The sequence below is a fragment of the Elusimicrobiota bacterium genome (assembly GCA_041660925.1).
Classification (GTDB): domain Bacteria; phylum Elusimicrobiota; class Elusimicrobia; order UBA1565; family UBA1565; genus JBAZUV01.
In genome coordinates, this window is the sequence record JBAZVI010000014.1 from 1 (window position 1) to 18,375 (window position 18,375).

General features: G+C 68.5%; 22 protein-coding genes. All 22 read left to right on the forward strand.

The window, feature by feature from the left end; all coding sequences use genetic code 11:
- Window positions 1-200 (forward strand): hypothetical protein (locus WC969_14715; GenBank protein MFA6031105.1); only part of this gene is annotated, 200 nt, incomplete at its 5' end.
- Window position 201: 1 nt separating this feature from the next.
- Window positions 202-990, forward strand: a complete 789-nt coding sequence (locus WC969_14720; protein ID MFA6031106.1) for a hypothetical protein — start codon at window positions 202-204, stop codon at window positions 988-990.
- Between the two features lie 13 nt (window positions 991-1,003).
- The gene (locus tag WC969_14725; protein MFA6031107.1) at window positions 1,004-1,987 is read left to right on the forward strand and encodes a hypothetical protein; all 984 of its coding nucleotides are present in this window, start codon (window positions 1,004-1,006) and stop codon (window positions 1,985-1,987) included.
- Window positions 1,988-1,991: 4 nt separating this feature from the next.
- Window positions 1,992-2,195 (forward strand): hypothetical protein, encoded by a 204-nt coding sequence (locus WC969_14730; GenBank protein ID MFA6031108.1) that lies wholly within the window; start codon window positions 1,992-1,994, stop codon window positions 2,193-2,195.
- Window positions 2,192-2,827, forward strand: coding sequence for a hypothetical protein (locus WC969_14735; protein ID MFA6031109.1), 636 nt, complete (start codon window positions 2,192-2,194; stop codon window positions 2,825-2,827). The genes WC969_14730 and WC969_14735 overlap by 4 nt, the downstream gene beginning before the upstream one ends.
- Window positions 2,828-2,849: 22 nt before the next feature.
- A complete protein-coding gene (locus tag WC969_14740; protein ID MFA6031110.1) occupies window positions 2,850-3,347 on the forward strand; it encodes a hypothetical protein in 498 nt (165 codons plus the stop codon).
- 353 nt (window positions 3,348-3,700) lie between these two features.
- The gene (locus WC969_14745) at window positions 3,701-4,252 is read left to right on the forward strand and encodes a hypothetical protein (GenBank protein ID MFA6031111.1); all 552 of its coding nucleotides are present in this window, start codon (window positions 3,701-3,703) and stop codon (window positions 4,250-4,252) included.
- Entirely contained in the window at window positions 4,252-4,530 is a 279-nt protein-coding gene (locus WC969_14750) for a DUF6527 family protein (protein MFA6031112.1), read from the forward strand. The genes WC969_14745 and WC969_14750 overlap by 1 nt, the downstream gene beginning before the upstream one ends.
- Window positions 4,527-4,874, forward strand: coding sequence for a hypothetical protein (locus tag WC969_14755; protein MFA6031113.1), 348 nt, complete (start codon window positions 4,527-4,529; stop codon window positions 4,872-4,874). Before WC969_14750 ends, WC969_14755 begins: the two co-directional genes overlap by 4 nt.
- A 14-nt stretch (window positions 4,875-4,888) precedes the next feature.
- Entirely contained in the window at window positions 4,889-5,197 is a 309-nt protein-coding gene (locus WC969_14760; protein ID MFA6031114.1) for a hypothetical protein, read from the forward strand.
- Window positions 5,194-5,811 (forward strand): hypothetical protein, encoded by a 618-nt coding sequence (locus WC969_14765; protein MFA6031115.1) that lies wholly within the window; start codon window positions 5,194-5,196, stop codon window positions 5,809-5,811. The genes WC969_14760 and WC969_14765 overlap by 4 nt, the downstream gene beginning before the upstream one ends.
- Complete coding sequence (locus tag WC969_14770) at window positions 5,808-6,290, forward strand: M15 family metallopeptidase (GenBank protein ID MFA6031116.1); 483 nt, start codon at window positions 5,808-5,810, stop codon at window positions 6,288-6,290. The genes WC969_14765 and WC969_14770 overlap by 4 nt, the downstream gene beginning before the upstream one ends.
- Window positions 6,290-6,937 (forward strand): phage protein Gp36 family protein, encoded by a 648-nt coding sequence (locus tag WC969_14775; GenBank protein ID MFA6031117.1) that lies wholly within the window; start codon window positions 6,290-6,292, stop codon window positions 6,935-6,937. The genes WC969_14770 and WC969_14775 overlap by 1 nt, the downstream gene beginning before the upstream one ends.
- Entirely contained in the window at window positions 6,934-7,677 is a 744-nt protein-coding gene (locus WC969_14780) for a hypothetical protein (protein ID MFA6031118.1), read from the forward strand. The genes WC969_14775 and WC969_14780 overlap by 4 nt, the downstream gene beginning before the upstream one ends.
- Complete coding sequence (locus WC969_14785; protein MFA6031119.1) at window positions 7,674-8,123, forward strand: hypothetical protein; 450 nt, start codon at window positions 7,674-7,676, stop codon at window positions 8,121-8,123. The genes WC969_14780 and WC969_14785 overlap by 4 nt, the downstream gene beginning before the upstream one ends.
- A gap of 20 nt (window positions 8,124-8,143) precedes the next feature.
- Complete coding sequence (locus tag WC969_14790; GenBank protein ID MFA6031120.1) at window positions 8,144-9,112, forward strand: phage tail tube protein; 969 nt, start codon at window positions 8,144-8,146, stop codon at window positions 9,110-9,112.
- A gap of 15 nt (window positions 9,113-9,127) precedes the next feature.
- Window positions 9,128-9,490, forward strand: a complete 363-nt coding sequence (locus WC969_14795) for a hypothetical protein (GenBank protein ID MFA6031121.1) — start codon at window positions 9,128-9,130, stop codon at window positions 9,488-9,490.
- A 146-nt stretch (window positions 9,491-9,636) separates the two neighbouring features.
- A complete protein-coding gene (locus WC969_14800) occupies window positions 9,637-9,876 on the forward strand; it encodes a DUF1799 domain-containing protein (protein ID MFA6031122.1) in 240 nt (79 codons plus the stop codon).
- Window positions 9,876-14,300, forward strand: coding sequence for a hypothetical protein (locus WC969_14805; protein MFA6031123.1), 4,425 nt, complete (start codon window positions 9,876-9,878; stop codon window positions 14,298-14,300). Before WC969_14800 ends, WC969_14805 begins: the two co-directional genes overlap by 1 nt.
- Before the next feature lie 92 nt (window positions 14,301-14,392).
- Window positions 14,393-14,983: a hypothetical protein gene (locus tag WC969_14810; protein MFA6031124.1), complete on the forward strand. Its 591-nt coding sequence runs from the start codon at window positions 14,393-14,395 to the stop codon at window positions 14,981-14,983.
- On the forward strand, window positions 14,984-15,583 hold the full coding sequence (locus WC969_14815; protein MFA6031125.1) for a DUF2460 domain-containing protein: 600 nt from the start codon (window positions 14,984-14,986) through the stop codon (window positions 15,581-15,583). It begins immediately after the preceding gene.
- Window positions 15,584-15,747: 164 nt separating this feature from the next.
- The gene (locus tag WC969_14820) at window positions 15,748-18,372 is read left to right on the forward strand and encodes a phage tail protein (protein MFA6031126.1); all 2,625 of its coding nucleotides are present in this window, start codon (window positions 15,748-15,750) and stop codon (window positions 18,370-18,372) included.
- Window positions 18,373-18,375 lie beyond the last annotated feature (3 nt).

The following is an 18,375-nucleotide window of genomic DNA, read 5'->3' on the forward strand; positions in this document are numbered from 1 at the left end:
CTGGGCTCCCCGTCGTCGCCGCCGTCAAGGCCTGGTTCAAGGCTGGTCGCACCGAGCCGGGCGTCGACCCCGATGGCCCCGAGTCCTCGACCGACCTCGACCGCAAGGCGCGGGAGTACCAGAAGGCCCAGATGGCCGCCGGCACGCCCGTCTCCTACTCGCAGGCTGCCGTGGCCGTGAGCCAGAAGAGGAGTGCCTGACATGGCACAGTCCGTCAAGCTCGTCACGAAGTTTTCCAACGACCTCCTCTACTCGTTCAAGGTCGGGACCGTCGACATCGTCGCGCACACCCTCTACGTGCGGGACTCGGCCGGCCTGCTCGTCCAGGCAGACGCCAGCAGCGTCGGCCCGTTCTTCCTGCCGATCACCGCCGAGAAGGCCGGCATGTCGGTCAGCGCGGTCCTCATCGGCGCCGGCACCGTCATCCTCCTGGGCTCCGGTGCGATCTCCAAGGGCGCCAAGCTGACGAACGCCGCAGCGGGCAAGGTCGCCGCGGCCGGCGCTGGCGATGAGATCGTCGGCACGGCCTGGGACGCCGCCAGCGACGGCGAGCTGCTCTCGGTCGTCACCCAGGCGACGGTCGGCGGGATCTACCCGTCCGTCCTCGCAGCCGCCAACGGCGAGGCGGTGACCGAGCAGTGGATCTCCGAGGAGATCACCCTCGCGACCGGCGGCGCGACGACGCTCTCGATCGCCAACCTGCTCCCCGCCAACTCCCTGATTCTCGGCGCGGTCATCCGCGTCACCGAGGCCATCAACAACGCGACGGCGTTCATCGTCGGCGCGTCGGCCGGGGACCTCGACGGCCTCGTCGCCACCGGAACCGCCCTGACGCTGAACGCGACCGCCGTCGGCGCCGGCGCCCTGATCGGCACGTTCAACGTCGCGGCGAACACCGTGACGATCACGACCTCTGGCGGCACCCAGAACACCACGGGCAAGGTCCGCGTGTCGGTCCTCGTCCGCACGCTCACCGCGCCGACGAGCTAACGAGGACACGAACATGGCATTCGGACCGAACCAGCGCCAGCTCAACCCCGATCCCCTCCTCACCAACGTCGTCGTCGAGAACTCCAACCTCGGCGGCTGGCTCGCGCGCTTCCTGAGCAGCGTCAAGCCTGTCGGCAGGGACTACATCCGCTGGGGCAAGAAGGACACCAAGAAGCTCCTGTCGAACTTCATCGCGACTCTTCGGGCTCCCGGCGCGCGGGCGAACCTGCTCGAGCGGCCGGTCATGGAATGGCTGATCTCGATCGTCAGCGAAGACGCCGTCCGGGTGGAGTACACCGAGGAAGACGTCGCCGAGGCGGTCTCCTCGGCCGGGCCGAGGGTCGACGCCGCGCGCCAGATCGCGAACGTTCTGATGTTCGGCCAGGAGCTCGCCGTCGCGGAGCTCTTCAAGCCGGCCACCTTCGCCGCGGCCAACAAGACGGCCGCCACCGGCGCGTGGGCTGGGTCCACCTCCACGAGCGTGCCCGACGTCCTAAACGCTCAGACGGTGATCGCCGAGCGCTCCGGCCTCGAGCCCAACTACATCCGCATCCCCCGAAAGAAGCTCCCGGGCTGGCTCGCGTCGGACGAGCTCGTGAAGAACCCGCAGGGGGTCCACCTCGAGATGATGCGCGGCATCATGGCGGGCGGGCTCCCGACGTCGTTCCTCGGGCTCAAGGTGCTCATCGGCACCGTCCGGAGCGACGCGACGGCCACCGGGGTGCTCACTCCCTCGTTCGTCTGGGACCGCGACACTCTGGCGAACACCGTCCATGTCGGCTACTCGCCGACGCTCGACGGTGGCAGCTGGGGCGGCGACACGCCGGCTTTCGTCGGCCAGTTCGAGAACCAGCGGGCGGGCACCGCCTTCGCCGCGAACGAGTACCTCGACCCGAACTACCAGGAGAACGGCGTCCACATCGTCCACGGCAACGTCAGGCGCAGCGCGCCCGAGGTCTTCAACGCCGAGCTCTGTTTCGCCATCACCGGGGTCTAGGCCCGTGCGGGTCGAGATCGACGAACGGATCGGCTTCGAGCCGAGGACGCAGACCCCCGGGACGGTCCTCACCGTTCCGGGGGATGCCACTCCCGAAGAAGCCGCCGACTGGATCGCTCGAGGCCTCGCGCACGTCCTCGAGGAGACGCCTCTGCCGGCGCTAGTCGCCGCCCCACACAAGGGCGAACGGAAGGAGAAACGGTCGTGAAGAACCGCACGCTGGCCGCGCTCGCCCTCCTCCTCGCCGGGTGCACGGCGGGCGGGCGGCCGAGCCGGCCGTGGATGCCGGGGGGCGCGCCGTCCGTTGTCGCGCAGGCACCGGCGCCGTCGGTCGTCACGGCGATGCCGGTCACGGTCGGGCAGGCGGCCCCGGTCATTGGCGGCCACCCGGTCATGCCGGGGAGCGTCGAATGCCACGGCATCGCGCCCGTCTCCTACGTCCCCAGCGTGGCGCGCGTCGCCGAGATCCGGATGTGGACCGATCGAGCGCTCCGCTGGGACGTCGAGCATGGAGTCCTCGTGAGCCCGCTCGGGCAGGCCGAGGCGCTGCGGCTCCTGGGCTACCTCCCGGCGATCCGCTTTTACGATCGGCCTCATTACGGCTGGTATCGCTACCCGGACGGGACGCCGCGGTGGATGTGCGCTCAGGGGGTCTCGGCCGACGACGGGCCGCAGATCGCGGCGGACGATCCGACGCGCACGGAGCGGCTCGTCTGTTTCGAAACGGTCAATTGGTACGTGGGGCTGATCGGCCTGAGCAAGCTGTGGGACGGGCCGTACATCCAGGCAACCGAGAACGCCGTCGGGTCGCAGGTGACCGGCGGGTGGAAGAGCCATTGATCGCAACCGCAGGAGGAACCGAATGAGCACCGAATTTGAAATCACCGTCCTCGCAAGCCTGAGCGAGATCAAGACCTCGCTCGCGAGCGTCGTCTCCCCGGCCCCGGCCCCGCTTCCGGCGGAGCCGAGCATCTGGGTGCGGCCCGCGCCCGGCACGCCGCGGCACGGCGAGGGCAGACGGATGACCTCCGCCGACGTGGTCGAGGCGACGCAGCGCGCCCTCTCCTGCATCGACTACCAGGGCAACAGGACCCGGGGCGACGAGGAGGAGAACCGGATCTGGGAGGTCATCGAGAAGCTCAAGGGCCAGAAGTGGGCGGACATCGCCCCTTACGTGGCCCTCAACGAAGACCTCGCGTACTTCGGCCTCCTGACCTCGCTGATCCAGAGCGTGGACGAGGTCCCCTTCACGGAGTCGCACAACATCGAGAAGCGGCGCCAGCTCGCGAAGAAGGCGAGCGGCATCCAGAACTGGCTCGACCAGGAGTTCCACGTCGCGGGCGTGGTCAGCGGCGGGTAGATGCGATGGCCGAGCGTGGTCGTGCTGGCGGGGGCTCTCGGGGTGGTGGGCTGGACGCCCGTCCCGACGAGGCCACCGGCCCGCACGGCCACGCCACGGCCCACGGCGACCCCTCGGCCGCCCGCAGTGACCCCGACGCCGTCCCCTACTGGTACGCCTCGCCCGTCCCCGACTGGCACCGCTGGGGCTACCCCGACGCCGGGGGCGTGCCCGCAAACGTACGTCTTCATCCCGTCCGCCCCCGTGACGCGGCCAGCGATCGGCCAGCCGCTCGTCTACGCGGACGGGACTCCGTTCACGGTCCTCGTCCGGCTGGCGTCGGGCGAGATCACCGGCCAGATTGTGAGGACCAAATGAGCCCGATCGTTCTCTCCTCTCGGCGGCCGACACACCGCCGGGCCTCTCCCATTGGCGGGCGGGGCGCGCTTCACTCCCGCGCCCTGCTCGCCGTCCTTTGCGTCGTCGCGCTGGCGGCGTGCCCTTCGGGCTACGTCCAGACGGAGTCCGGCGCCACCGTGGCGGCATCGACGGTCTACGCGCAGGACCTCGTCGGCGACGCCCTGAAGGTCGTCCAGGACGTCCACAACGGGGCCGTGACGGCACACGACGCGAAGGCCGGGCAGGAACCGGCCGACGTCCACGCGGCCCGCCGGTCGAAGCTGCTCGCCAGCGCAGCGGGTCTCCGCTCGGGATGGGACGGGCTCTCCGCGTGGAAGTCCGGGACCGAGGGCGGGGGCATGGTCGCCGTCGTCTCGAAGCTGCGGGACGCGCTCCCGGGCCTGCTCACCGTGGCCGTCGAGCTGAAGCTCGTCTCTCAGGACTATGCCGACGCCATCGGCGTCTTCTTCGGGACGGCCGCGCAGGGGCGAACCCCGGCGGCGTTGAAGAAGGCGGGAGGCGTTTAGTGACGGACGTCATCCATGACTCAGGAGGGAATCATCTGTTCCACTGCCCCGGCTGCGAGTGCGCGCACGGGCCGGACGGCGGGTGGACTTTCAACGGCGACATGGCCCGACCGACGTTCTCGCCCTCAATCCTCGTGCGGACCGAGACGAGCCGTTGTCACTCGTTCGTGAAGGACGGGCAGATCGAGTTCCTGCCCGACTGCACCCACGCACTGGCCGGGAAGACGGTTCCGCTGCCGACGTGGGACGGATTTGATCCCGAAGGAGGTAGCCGATGAACGCCCTCGTCATTCCCTCCCGCCTCGACGAAGCCGACGTCACAGCCCTGAAGGCGGCGAACCCGCAGGCCTTCCTCGTCGTCGCGCAGGGCGAGATCCCGACCGAGGAGCCGTCGGCCAACCGGCACGTCTGGCTCACGGTGATCTCGGTCGTTCGCGGCCTGCTCGCCGCCGGGAAGTTCGCTGGGATCTTCACCGGCCCGCTGATTCCGGTTGCGGCAACGGTCCTCGGCATGGGCCTCGATCGTGCAGAGCAGGCGATCCTCGCCGCCCCCGAGATCGAGGACTGGACCCCGACGCGCATCGCGGAGGCGAGGGCCGCGGTGCTGGACCCTCAGACCTGACGGAGGCCGATGCCGTGAGCGCGCAGCCTCCCGCCACCACCACCACGGTCACCGTCACGACGGACGCAGCCCCGGCCTCGGCCCCGCCGGTGCAGTGGTACCGGTCGCAGAAATTCAAGGCGTATGTGGGCTCGTGGCTGACGCTCGACATCGGCTGGCTCGGGCAGTGCCTGTCGAGCAACACGTGGGAGTGGAAGGCGCTCGCGATCTCCTCGCTCCTTATCGCCGGCCTCGTCGTGAAGGACTGGATGCAGGCCGACGTCATCGCGCCGCTCGGGGCGATGAACCGAAACAACGTCACGCCCGGAGCACCGAAGCAGTGATTCTCGCGATGCGTCGCCGGGCCCCGGTGGTCCTGGCCGTGTTCCTGGCTGTGCCGTGGTTCGTTGCCGCTGCGCAGGTCGTCATCTCCAACGTACCCGTACCCGCACCCGCGCCCGTCACGTTCGATCAGGTGAAGGTCTTCGTCTACGTGACGTTGGGAGGGGTGCTCCTCTCGGTCCTCGTGGTATCGGGGGGCGTTCTGGCCTTCATCCTCAACCGGGACCACGCGCACGCCGTACTGGCCGATGCTGCGTCGGCAGCCGCCATAGCGGCGGATCGCGCGACCCAAGAGAAGCAGTTCGCCGTGATCGGCAGGGCGGTTGAGTCCGTCGGGGCAGCAGTCCGTGGGCTCACGGAGGCGCAGGAGCGACACGATGAATACCCTTTTGCGCACTCTGCGGCGATCCACGCGGTATACGACCCGATGCTGAAAGAGATTCGAGAGATGGGCACGACCCTCGCCGAGCTGCGGACGGAGTACAACGTGATCCATCGTAACGAGGACGCGATCAGCACGCTCCTCCAGAAGCGCGACCCGGCACTGAGCCCTCACCCGAGGCGCTCGACGGACGCGGTGGACTACGACGGGCGGCCGCTGCGGGGGCGCCAGTGAGTACCTCCCTCCCCGCCGTGCCCGAGCCCCCGAAGGACCGCAGCCTTGAGAGCCTCCATCCGGCCATGCGTGACGTGGTCTTCCACCTCCTCGCAACGCTTAGCGCCGCTGGCGTGCCGTACACCCCGGACGAGACCCTCCGCACGGAAGCCCGGCAGGCGTGGCTCTATGCGAGCGGGCGCACCCGGCCGGGGCCGAAGATCACGCAGAAGGACGGAGCTCCCGGCGTCTGGCCGAGGGATCACCCCGTCGTCAAGGAACGCGGGAAGACGCGGCGCTCGCGGCACCAGAGCGGGCTCGCCGTCGATCTCTATCCGCTCGACCCGGCAGGGCACCTATTCATCCCGCCTGCGAAGCATCCGTGCTGGGAGCGCCTCGCCACGGTCGCGCGCTCGCTCGGGCTGCGGGCGGGGCGAGACTGGGGCGACAGCCCCCATATCGAGTATCGCGGTCCGTTGCCGCCGAAGAGGGCCGCCTGATGGCTCTCTACACGACACGGGCCAGGCTCCTCGCCGCGATCTCGCAGGACAGCCAGGCGAAGCTCTCCACCGACCCCTCGAGGCGGTGGGTGGTCGGCACCGGCGACGGCACCACGACGACTTTCACGACGCCCTTCCTCGAGGTGACGACGTTCAAGGTCTACGTCGACGGCACGCTTCTCACCGCGTCCATCCCGACGCTCTCGAGGGGCACGGGGACGGATTCACGCGACCGCATCGTTTTCGCCACGGCCCCGACCGCTGGGCAGGTTGTTTCCGTGTCGGCCGACGCCTCGGCGATCAACGCCGACGTGCTCGACGCTGCCATCGTCAGCGTCTCCGGCTTCATGGAGGGGTACCTCTACGCGATCCTCCCCGTGACCGACACAGCCCTCCTCGCGAGCCTGGACGACAAGGCCATCATCTTCGTCAAGGTGCGCCTCAGGGGCCGCCGGAACCTCGATGTGGTCGACCCCATCGAGATGGAGTGGAAGGCCGCCGTGCGGTGGCTCGAGCTCGTCGCCGAGGGGAAGATCCCGATCTCCCAGGGGACGCCCGAGACGACTCTCGACGGCTCCGCGGGCGAGTTCGTCTACGGCTCCTTCGCCCAGGTCTTCTCCGACCCCGACGAGGGGACCTCACTGTGATCCAGCTCATGGGCCGCGTCGCAGGGGACAAGCAGGTCACGGAGACGCTGCGGGGCATCGTCCAGCGGACCGGCCCGCCCGGGCGCGGTCGGCTCCTGGCGGCCATCGGCCAGCGGGTGGCCCTTCGGCACATGCCGGCGACGATCCGTGAGAACCGGCCCGGCTGGGCCAAGCCGTCGCCCTACTACCGCGCCTGGCGCAGCGGCGGACAGCCCCTGGTCGACACGGGGCGCCTCGTCAACTCCTGGGCCTGGAGGGCGACGCAGAACGACGTTCACGTTTTCACGGCCGTCCGCTACGCCCGGCAGCTCGACAAGGGCGGCACGATTCGCCCGAGGGGGAGGTTCCTCCTGATCCCGCAGTCGCCGCCTCTCCGGATGACCGAGGCCCGCGGGTGGCCCCACGGCCGCTCCGCGATCGCCGCCCGCTACCCGGGTTCGTTCTTCCTCTTCCACGGGCCGGAGGGCCCTGGGATCTACAGGAAGAGCCGGATCCGGACTGCCTCGAACCTCCGCACGAGGACGGCCCGGTACCAGGCGCGGACGCTCGGGGTCGAGCGCATCGCGGCGGCCGTCCGGCAGGTGCGACAGAAGGGCTACCACTTCGGCCACTGGCGCTCGGAATGGATGCCTGACCTCCTCGACATCGCCGGGCGCTTCCTCATCACCGGCAAGGGCGTCGGGGCGTCGGCCACCGGCGGCAACCCCGACAAGGGCGCCCGGGGAGGGCAGCTCGCGTGAGAGACGACGAGGTCCTCGACGCCCTCAACGCCGACATCCTGACGGCCCTCGGTACACCCGAGTCGCTCGGCGTGGGGCGGATCCTCCCCTCTGTCGGGGGCGAGGACTTCCTCGCGAACGACCTCGAAGGCCAGCTCCCGGCCGTCGGCATCGCGGACGTCGACATGTCGCGCGCGGAGAACCTCGGTATCACCCGGAAGAGGTTCAAGGGGAAGGTCGGCTACGAGATCTCCGTGGCTGCCGCCGCCGAGGGAGAGGGCACGGTCGCCGGCCGTGCCGAGGTCCGGAAGGTGCTCGGGCTGATCAACAAGGTCCTCGACTTCCGCCAGAACCCCTTCCACTTTCCGTTCGTTTTCATCGACTTCGCGACCGTGCGTCACCCGCGCCAGAGCGCGGTGATCTTGGTCGCACGGTTCGAGACTTTCGCCTACTTCGGGAACGAATAGCTCAGTGAAAGGAGCACGTCATGTCTGATCCCGCCATCGGAAACAACAGCGTCGTAGTGGTCGACTTCGAGCAGTCCTGGGGGGTCGCGAAGGCGGTCCCGAAGGGCAGGAAGATTTCCGTCGTGAAGTGCGGGATCCTGCCGACGCAGGCGCTCATCGCGAACCCCTCGCTCCGCGCCAGCTTCAACCCCGCGAAGCCGTTCCTGGCCCAGCCGAAGTCGCAGGGGCCGATCACCCTCATCCCGAACGTCCAGGTCCTGCCGTTCATCCAGAAGCTCGTCACGGGCACGCTCGTGAAGACGGGCACCGTCGACCCGTTCACCGGCACGTCGAAGCTCGGCACCACGATGCCGCTGTCGGCGATCGTCGAGGGGAGCTTCGACATCGGCGGAACGCTCAAGTACGGCGTCGCCTCCGGCGTCCGAATCAACGGCTGGACGATCCCGATTTCCTTCGAGGGGCCGCTCCAGCTCTCGCTCGACGCGATGGCCAAGAACGTGGTCTTCGGCGACGTCGCGTACGACGCGACGCCCGACGACTGGACGATCGATGACCCGGTCGACCAGATGCACCTGATCTCGGGCTTCGTGAAGCTCGGCGGGAGCACGGTCGGATACATCAAGGGCGGCCAGCTCCAGGGCGCCGCGAACCTCCAGGACGACTTCCGGGCCGGCCTCCTCGGCCGCGGCTCTCTCGTCCCGAAGACGCACGGGCTCACGGGGAGCCTCCAGCTCGCCCTCGAGTCTGTCGCGGTGCTCACGCTCGTCACCGGCGGGGCCCCGACGGACATCGAGTTCAAATGGCTGGTAGCCGCTGGCCGCAGCTGGACGGTCAAGTACCACGTGCTCATGGAGAAGACCGGCCCCGCCGTGGAGGACGGCCTGGTCGAGGTCCCGGTCAACTTCCAGGGCTTCGAGGACACGGCCGTCAGCACCTCCGTTACGTTCGCCACCGAGCTCGGCGTCGACCCCGACACCGAGTACGTCTGAGCTGAAAGGAATCCCATGGCCACGACCACCTTCAACGTCAACGGTCAGCCCTTCTGCACCGTCGAGATCGCTCCGCTCGGGAAGGACATTCTCGAGCGAGCCTCGAAGAACCTTCGGAAGGAGCACAGCCGGAAGTTCATCCCCGGGGAGATGGACTTCGAGGACCTCGCCGAGTTCGGCGCCGAGTGCGCCCGGCTCATCATCGAGTCGCTCACGATGGCCGACGGCACGCGGCCTCTCCTCGGCAAGTCCCCGGAGGCGGCCCGGAAGTTCCTCCGCCTGCGGGAGCACGAGAAGCTCGTGGGCGCGGTCGCGAAGATCGCGAAGGCGCTCGACGAGACGGAGAAGGACGAGCTCGAGGTGACCTCGGGAAACTGACCGCCTTCGCGCAGGCCAGGCGCGCGCTGCGCGGGAAGAAGGGAGACACGTGCGTCGAATGCCGAGCGATCGGGAAGCAGATGCCGGGCGGGAAGGCCGGCATCTGTTCTCGTTCTCGCACCGACGAGTGCCAGCGGGAAGCCGCGATGGCGAAGGCTGCCGCGGCCCTCACGAATCCCTCGGCTCTGATCGCGCTACGGGTCTTCGACACGTTCTTCTCGCAGTGGCGAGTGGGGATGAGCCCGATCGGCCTGGACTACCCGGGCATCGTCGACCTCGCCGGCAGGATCCTGAAGATCGAGGTCGACGCCGAGATTCTGTTGTACCTCAGAGTCCTCGAGGCGGAACAGCTCGAGGCCTGGAAGCCGGCTGAGGCGGGGGGATAGTGGCCAACACCGTCGAGCTGACCCTCCTGGCGCACGACAAGGCCTCCTCTGTCGTCAACGGCGTGTCGGGGGCCGTGCGGTCGCTCATCGGGCAGTTCATGGCGATGGCGGGGCTGACGGCTGGGGCGGCGGGACTCGGCGCCCTGATCAAGCAGGGCATCGAGTTCAACAAGACGATGGAGGACTCGAAGGGCGGCATCGCAGGGGTCCTCCTCATGGCGAGGCAGTACGTTGACTCGGGCGGGAAGGTCGTCACCGGCCAGAAGGCGATGAACGCCGCCTTCTCGGAGGCCTCCGTCATCCAGGAGAAGCTGAAGAAGGACGCGCTCGGGACGGCGGCCTCTTACACGGACCTCGTCCAGGCCTTCCAGAGCTCGATCGGCCCGGCGACGAAGGCAGGGATCGAGGACCTGGACGACCTCCGAGAAATCACGGTCATGGCGACGCAGGCCATGGCCGCCCTCGGCATCCCGACCGCCCAGGCCGCTCAGGAGCTTCGCGGGCTCTTCGCCGGCGACATGGGGCCGGACAACCGCCTGAACCAGGTCCTTGGGATCACGAAGAAGGACCTCGCCGCCGTTGCCGGAGACGCCGAAGCGGTCGCGAAGCTCTTCAAGGACCGCCTGGCCCCGGCCGCCTCTGTCGCGGCACTCCAGACCGGGACCCTCACGGTCCGCCTCTCGAACCTCGGAGACATCGTCGACCAGACGATGGGCGAGGCCACGGCGGGGCTTTTCAAGGACCTTTCCGGGCTCATCGCCGAGGTCTCCTCGGGCGTCGGAGAGAACGCCGGGATGTTCAAGGATCTGGGCGACACGGTGCGCGAGTCCTTCGCGGTCGTGAAGGAGACCATTTCGGACGTCCTTGGCACAGCGACGGCGTCGGTCTCCGCCGCCGGCCTGACATGGCGCGACGTCTTCTTCGGCCTCTCGGTCTTCATCGTCGGCTTCGTCGAGAGCGTCGGAGCTGGAATGAAGTCCGTCACTCAGTACCTCACATCTCCGGTAGACACCATCTGGGGCATCTGGAAGACGGTCATCTTCGGTATCGCCGCACTCTTCTCGGAGCTTCTGATGAAGCTCGCGGACGCCCCGGTCGTCGGCAAGTTTTTCAAGGGCTGGTCGATGGGAATGGACGACCTCGTCGTTAGCATGACGACCGTCGACGAGCGGTTCGCGCGCTTCGAGAAGAGAGCCGACGCCAACTTTGGGGATGGCGCCTTCGCTCACGCCCGGAAGATGATGGAGGACTACGGGAAGGAGACCGAGAAGGCCACGGCGAAGCTCGACGGGCTGGGCTCGCAGGCGAAGAAGACGGGCGACGACTCCGCGGCTGCCGCCTACCACTTCGGCCAGGTCTGGGCCGCCGAGAGCGCGAAGGCCTCCGCGGCCCTCGAGAAGTTCACGGGCGGCTTTGCCTCCTTCACCGGCGACGTCCCCGGCGAAGCTGTCGCGAAGATCGAGGCCGAATACCGCGACCTCGTAGGCCAGCTCGGGCAGCTCATGTTCCTGGCGAAGGTCCCCTTCGAGAAGGGCCTCGCGATGCTCGAGGCGATCGCCAAGGCGAAGGGCGAGAAGATCACCGCGGCGATCTTCAACGGCGAGGCCGCCGTCGAGGACTTCATCGGTATCTTCGAGGCGAAGCTGTCCAGGGAAAACGTCAGCATTGGCATCGCTGCGGGGTTCCGCGCCGCGTTCGACGCGATTCCGGAAGCCGCCGAGTCCGCCGCCTCTGCCGTCCAGGGCGTCTGGCAGTCCATGGCGCGTGCCTTCGACGACTCCTTCTACAGCGTCCTCTCGGGCAAGCTCGACAACCTGAAGGACGTCTTCAAGAACCTCTGGGACTCGGTCCTCCAGACCTTCTCGCGCTACCTCTCGGACATGCTCCAGAGGTGGATTAAGACGCAGATCGAGATGGAGGGGGCCGCCTACACGGGCAAGGCATTCAACTCGGTCAGCTACGGCCCCGATGGTAAGGCGACGAGCATCACCGGAGTCGGGACTACTTCTGGCGGCGGTCTTTTCGAGGGTGGTTGGGGAGCCCTCGGCCCGTCTGGCGGGGGCACGGGCGGTTGGAAGGGGGCCGCTGCGGGGGCCGGGATCGGCCTGGGCGTTGGCTCCATCGTCGGGCAGTTCGGAAGCGGCAAGTACAACCAGGTGGGCGGCTCGATCGGCGGCATGATCGGCGGGATCGTTGGCTCGATCGTCCCGGGGCTTGGAACGCTGATCGGATCGCTCATTGGCAGCGTCATCGGCCTGCTCATCGGGGCGCTCGCCTCGTCCAGCACCGAGAAGCACGTCCGGGCTGCGTTCGATGGCGCCCTCGCCGCGGCAACCCAGAAGTGGGTTTTCGACAAGAAGGACCCCGAGGGTGGCCACTTCGTGACGACCAGTGGAGCTGCCGCGCCATCGCAGCTCGGGCAGGACATGCGCGACGTCTTCGAGTCGCAGGCAACCCGGCTCTTCGACATGTTCCGGGTTGGGGCAAAAGACAAGGCGGCCGAGCTTTTCGCCGACTACCAGAAGACCCTCCGCGACGCGCTCTCGGGCGCGACCGTCGACATTGCCGCGGGCTCCGAAGCCGACATTCAGAAGGACACGGAGATCTTCCTGCAGAAGCTCCTCCCGCGGCTCTCCCTCTCGGCAGCCTTCGGTCAGACCGGCTACCTGCCGGCCTTCAACCGCGATGCCGCGGGCGGTATCCCCGGGATCAATTGGTCCGCTCCACAGATGGACGTCACGCGGAACCTCTTCGATCCCGACGCCCCGATCCCGACGATGCTCCGCGACCTCGGCGTCACAGCCGAGCGCATCGGCGAGCTGGCCGCGAAGATCAGCACGGAGGACCCAGAGAAGCTCCTCGCCTACATCGAGGGCCTCGTCGGCGTCCTCGTCGAGTTCCAGCGCCTCGGGACGGCGATGGGCCAGACCGTCTCGGAGGTGTGGGCTGGCTTCGACAAGCAGGCTGGCACCTCGCCGGCCGCCGGGATCGCCTCGACCGCGCAGGACATCGCCGACCTCTTCGACGTCATCGACACCTACTCCGGCGACACGCAGCTCGAGAAGATGAAGGAAGCCGAGGGCTTCTCGTCGTCCCTCTGGGACTCGGTCCTCGACTACATGGCGAAGCTCAAGACGCTCGCCGACCAGCTCTCCGCCGGCCTCCAGGGCATGCGCGGGAAGATGCGCGACTTCCTCAACCCGCGCTCCGAGGCCGAGGGCACCGCGGCTGACTGGAGCAACGTCACGGGGGTCTGGGGAAAGCTCCTCCAGGGGAAGACGCCCGGCGAGATCGAGAAGGTGGCGAACGAAGCAGCCGCGGCGATCGAGCGGATGTTCAACGTCATGGCCGAGCGGGTCACCCGCGGGAAGGCCCTCATCGAGCGGATCACGACGCTGACCGGGAGCCTCTGGGACATCGGGAAGGACGTCGCCTTCGACCAGCTCGAGAAGACGAACCCCATCGCGGCCATGGGCCAGGACCTCGTCGACATCCAGCAGAAGGTCGGCGCGGCGGCCCACCTCACCGGTCTCGAGCAGATCGCGGCCATGGAGTCCACGGCGGGCTCCGCCGAGGAGATGGCCGGGAAGCTGCGGAGCCTCTTCGCTGAGATCGCTTCCGTCTCGGCCTCGATCAATAAGTCGTTCGACTCTCAGATCTGGGAGCTGGGAGTCGGAGAGCTGGACCCCAAGGGCCAGGCGTCGGCGATCACTCAGCGGATCCACGACCTCCAGGAGCAGCTCAAGATCGCGACAGCGCCCTCCGAGATTCAGGCCATCGCCTCGGAGATCCAGAGCCTCACGAGCCGCTACGTCGGCACCTTCGGGCAGGACGACGCGAAGCGGCAGGAGGCGATCGCCTGGGCGCAGGAGCAGCTCGAACGTGCCCGCGGGCTCGCACAGGACTCCCTGGACCTCCTCCGGTCGCAGGCTGAGGCGTACGCGGAAGAGCTCCGGAAGACGATGAGCGGCTCGGTCGGGATGATCTCGACGAACGTCACGGACGCCGCGACCGTCATCGGGCAGCTCTCGTTCACCCTCGGCGAGCTCGACCGGATCGTCCGGGAGCAGATCGAGAGGCTCGGGACGGAGGCTCTCGACGCCCTGGCGCCCCTCAGGGAGGCCATGGAGGGGGCGGCCGGCATCTTCACCGGGGCGACGGGGGATGCCGCCACGGCCCTCACAGCGCCAGAGGTCGGCCTCACGGCATCGACGGACCGGGCCTCGGCCCGGCTGGACGTCTTCTCGGGCGCCGTCGATCGGGCCGTCGCAAACCTCGACCGCCTGGCGAACGCCGGGGGCGGTGGCGCTCCGGCTCCGGCCGCGAAGGCCGTTCAGGCGGCGCCGCAATACAGGGTCTCCGCACGAGAGGTTGTCCCTCTCCTGCGGCGCTACTCCAAGGCGCTGACGCCGAGGGTGGCCTGATGCCGCTCGACGCCTACGTCGAGGCCCACCGGACGGACCGAGTCACGGCAACATGCTGGCTCGTCGAGATCCGCTTCCCTGTGATCCAGCGGTTGACGGACCACGTCCAGCCGATCGTCTACGGCGGGGACACCTTCGCGCCGGCCCCGCTCAAGGTCGATGGAGTCTCGGCGGACTCCTCCGACGTCGCCTCGTCGTCCGGCGGCCTCTCGATCGGGGCTGGGGACGACTACTGGCCGACGCTGCTCGCGGCACTCGCTGAGGACGAGAGGCACCCCGAGGTCGTGCTCTACGAGGCCTGGTTCGCCGTTCCGCCGGTTTCCGCGACGCCCGCGGCCGTGCGAACCGTCGCGACGTTCCTCCTCGAGTCGGCCGAGGTGACGACGCAAGAGGCCCGCCTAACGCTCGCACCGCTCTCCGACGGGACGCTCGGGCGCCTGCCCTTCCGTGAGTACGGGGGCGCCCTCTGCACGTACCGGGTCGCTGGAGGCCCGCAGTGCGGCGCCGCAGCGGCCGCGGCCGGCTGCGCGAGGACATGGACGGCCTGCGGCGTCTTCGCGAACCAGGCCCGCTTCGGCGGCTGCCGTGAGCTCCCGGGCGAGGAGGTGTCGATCACCTGGCGATGGTGGCAAGGCGCGAATCTTATCGAGAAGACCTTAACGCTTCGCAGGAGGGCTGTCTAAGTGGCACTCTTGACGTTCCCCTTCAACTCGCCCAACGGCCCTCAGGTCGGGGCGGTCCGTGGCATCGGGTTCTCGACGGTCGTCACGGCTACCGAGTCGGGCCGAAACGAGAAGCGCCGGATCCAGTGGGCGACGGCGCAGGAGACCCTCGTCGCGCGGTGGGGCCGGCGCGAGGACGCGAAGACGATCGCGGAGGGAATCGCGGACTTCCACCGGCAAACCTTCGGTGCCGGCCTCGCCTTCGTCGCGTTCGACTTCGATGCCGCCTTCGTCCACACGCGGGTCTACGTGCCGAAGGGAACGACGGACGGAACACGGACGGTCTGGAATCTCCCCTGTGCCGCGGCGGCGACGAGCATCTCGATCTACCTCGACGGCGTCCTCCAGTCGACGGGGTTCACGGTGACGAGCGACGGTGCGAACGGGCGGGCAAAGGTCACGTTCACAGGGCCTCCGGCGGCGGGGAAGACGATCACCTGCGCCTTCGTCGGGCAGCGGGCATGGGCCTGCCGCTTCGAGAGTGACCTCCTCGAGCTCGAGGCGGACGACAACGGGCTCTATGCGTTCGCGCTGCGGCTCATCGAAGTGGACGAGGAATGACGGATCGCCGGACCCACTTCGGAGACACGATCCGCCCGGGCCGTGTCGTCCCGACCGTCGGCGGTGAGCCCGAGCTCCCCGTCGAACCGCGCCACTATCCGGGCTGGACCCCTCCGCCCCTCCCGGGCGGACCGAGCCCGACGACACCGGGCGGTGACCGCACAGTGCAGAGCGGTGCCGGGCTGCATGCAGATACCCTCGTTGGGGCTGGTCACCGCATCCCCATCCTCTACGGGCGGTGTCTGATCTCGCCGGACCTGGCGAAAGCCAAGGCCCTCACGTCGGCCGGTGTCACGCGCGGCAGTTACGACGCCGTCATCTCCGAGGGGCCGATCGACGCGATAGAGAGCTGGTACGGGGCGACGACGTCGGACTTCCAGAGCATCGTAACGACGCTCGGGAGCCTCTCGCCGACGGCCGGGACGCCCTCATGGAGCATCGGCCTGGCCATGGCCAGCATCGTCACGAAGGCCACTAAACCGTGGTACCCGCGGTGCATCGCACGAGGGCGGACACCCTATGACCCGCGGCTCGGGGCGTGGGGAGCCGGCTCCTATCCTGATGCAGCGAAGTGCGCCTACACCACAAACCCGGCGCTCGCCTACCTCGACCTCCGCGTCTTCCCTCAGTTCGGCTGCGACTGGCCGAAGGTGCCGCCCTCGCTCGTCGACTGGACGAGCGTCACCGCGGCCGCGAACCACTTCGACGAGCTGGTCGACGGAGCGAAACGGTACGAGCTGAATCTCTACCTCCAGGCGGCGGAAACTGCCGACCAGTGGCTGAAGACGATCGAGCTGCACGTCGGGCTCCGCTGGCGCGAGGAGGGTGGGCTCTACCGCCTCGACTATTCGGCGCCGACCACAGCAGTGGCCGCGGCGATCACGGACGACCACATCGTGAAGGGGTCCGTGCCCCGCTGGTCCTACGGCTCGGGGGCGGGGCTCGCCGATCGCCCGAACCGCTTCCGCGCCGAGTGGATCGACCCAGCCTCGAGCTGGGCCATCCGGACGGTGGAGGTCCGGCACCCAGAAGTCGACGCGGGCGCGGCGATCCGGGACGGGCAGGTCTACAAGCTCCACGGATTCCAGTCCGAAGCTATGGCGCAGCGCGCCCTCTGGCGCATCGCGCACGAGGTCTGGTCGGAGCAGGAGTTCGAGTGCGAGCTGACAACCGAGCGGCTCGACCTCGTTGAGGGATCGCGCGTCCCGGTCACGCTCTCGTCCCTCGGGCTCTCGGCCGTCGAGCACATCGTGACGCGCACGAGCTACGACGCGGACCGAGTTCGGATCACGGCACGGCGTTACGACGCGACGACGTGGACTCCGGACGCGTCGGATAGCGGGGCGCTGCCGGGGGGCGGCTTCTTCGACACGCCGCCGGCCCTGGCGAACGCGACCTACCAGCCCAGGGTGGACGTTACGGTCGAAGGGAGCACCACACACACGCTCTGGCGGCCCGGCGTCATCTACGACTTCCCTACCTTCACGTGGTCGAAACAGGTCCGGCTCCGCTGCGCCATCCTGGGGCAGAACACGCCGGGCACGATTGCCTACGTCAGCGTTAGTGCAGGCGGCGTGAACTACGGAGTCGACGACATCGTCGAGATCCACGGTGAGGGCACGAGCGCGACCGCGAAGGTCGCCACAGTGAGCGCAACCGGCGCGATCCTGACGGTGACCGTCCTCTCGGTGGGTTCTGGCTATTGGCCTCAAACCACCTTCGCGACGGTTGAGGTAGCCGCTCCCGGGTCGGGCTGCGGTCTGACGGTCTCCATTACACCGACCGGCGACCCCACGACCCTCACGTGGGATTCGGAGGAGATGGTGCGCAACGAGTTCCTCCTCCCGGTCGGAGGGAACGAGGCGCAGGCCAATGCGGACAGGGCGTGGGCCGTCATCGAGTCGCTCATCGCGGCTTTCGACAACACGACGTCGGGAGACTTCTTCGATGGGGGCGCGATCATTGGCGGTTGGCACGCCATGAGGCTCATGATCCGGCTGGAGAGCCTCGCGGGCCTCCTCGGCGCCGCGTCCACCTTCGACCAGGCGGCGGTCGCCTACTCTTCCAGCTCCTCGAACCTCAACGAGCCCGTCTACCACGTCGGCGACCTGACGGTGAACACGATCCCCAAGGTCAACGCGACCGGCGACGGGCGACTGGTCGACTCCAAGCTCGTAGACACAGGCACGGACCTCCTCTACAGCGGCACCTCCCTCCTCGGCGGAGGTGCGCTCACGGTAGAGGAAGCGGACGGGGCGCCGTCTGTCGCCAACGTGGTCACGATCAAGTTCGCGGCCGGAACGACCGTGGCCGACGACGGAGCAGGGGTCGTCACCGTCACGCCCCCGTCGGGCGGCGGCGGCGCGTCCCCGGTCCTCGCGACGGACTCCTTCGTCGCCACCGCGTCTCAGACCGCTTTTGTCCTGGCGTCCGCCCCGCTCGCCAGCGGCGTCGTCTACGTCACGCGGGACGGCGTCACCGCGCGGGCGGCCGACTGGACCCTCGTGACTGCCACGATCACGTTCGGCACCGGGCTCGACGCCGGTGTCGAGGTGCAGGTCGGCTACTGGACGACAGCGCCAACAGGCCTCACGCCCTTCGGCGAGGGCTTCGTGGCGACGGCCGGGCAAACCGACTTCACCCTCACGCACGCTCCGTACAGCGTCCTGCTCGTGGCGGTCGCTGTCATCCAGAAGCCGACCGCGTGGAGCATCGTAAGCAGCACGACCCTGTCGTTTGTCACGGGCCTCGCGGCCGATGACGATGTCTGGATCTCCTACCTCTACTGAGGA

What these genes read in the sequence shown, in the direction of transcription:
- WC969_14775 (MFA6031117.1), top strand. Translation starts at nt 6,290, where the DNA reads ATGGCTCTCTACACGACACGGGCCAGGCTCCTCGCCGCGATCTCGCAG.
- WC969_14725 (MFA6031107.1), top strand. Translation starts at nt 1,004, where the DNA reads ATGGCATTCGGACCGAACCAGCGCCAGCTCAACCCCGATCCCCTCCTC.
- WC969_14720 (MFA6031106.1), top strand. Translation starts at nt 202, where the DNA reads ATGGCACAGTCCGTCAAGCTCGTCACGAAGTTTTCCAACGACCTCCTC.
- WC969_14755 (MFA6031113.1), top strand. Translation starts at nt 4,527, where the DNA reads ATGAACGCCCTCGTCATTCCCTCCCGCCTCGACGAAGCCGACGTCACA.
- WC969_14795 (MFA6031121.1), top strand. Translation starts at nt 9,128, where the DNA reads ATGGCCACGACCACCTTCAACGTCAACGGTCAGCCCTTCTGCACCGTC.
- WC969_14790 (MFA6031120.1), top strand. Translation starts at nt 8,144, where the DNA reads ATGTCTGATCCCGCCATCGGAAACAACAGCGTCGTAGTGGTCGACTTC.
- WC969_14800 (MFA6031122.1), top strand. Translation starts at nt 9,637, where the DNA reads ATGGCGAAGGCTGCCGCGGCCCTCACGAATCCCTCGGCTCTGATCGCG.
- WC969_14740 (MFA6031110.1), top strand. Translation starts at nt 2,850, where the DNA reads ATGAGCACCGAATTTGAAATCACCGTCCTCGCAAGCCTGAGCGAGATC.
- WC969_14745 (MFA6031111.1), top strand. Translation starts at nt 3,701, where the DNA reads ATGAGCCCGATCGTTCTCTCCTCTCGGCGGCCGACACACCGCCGGGCC.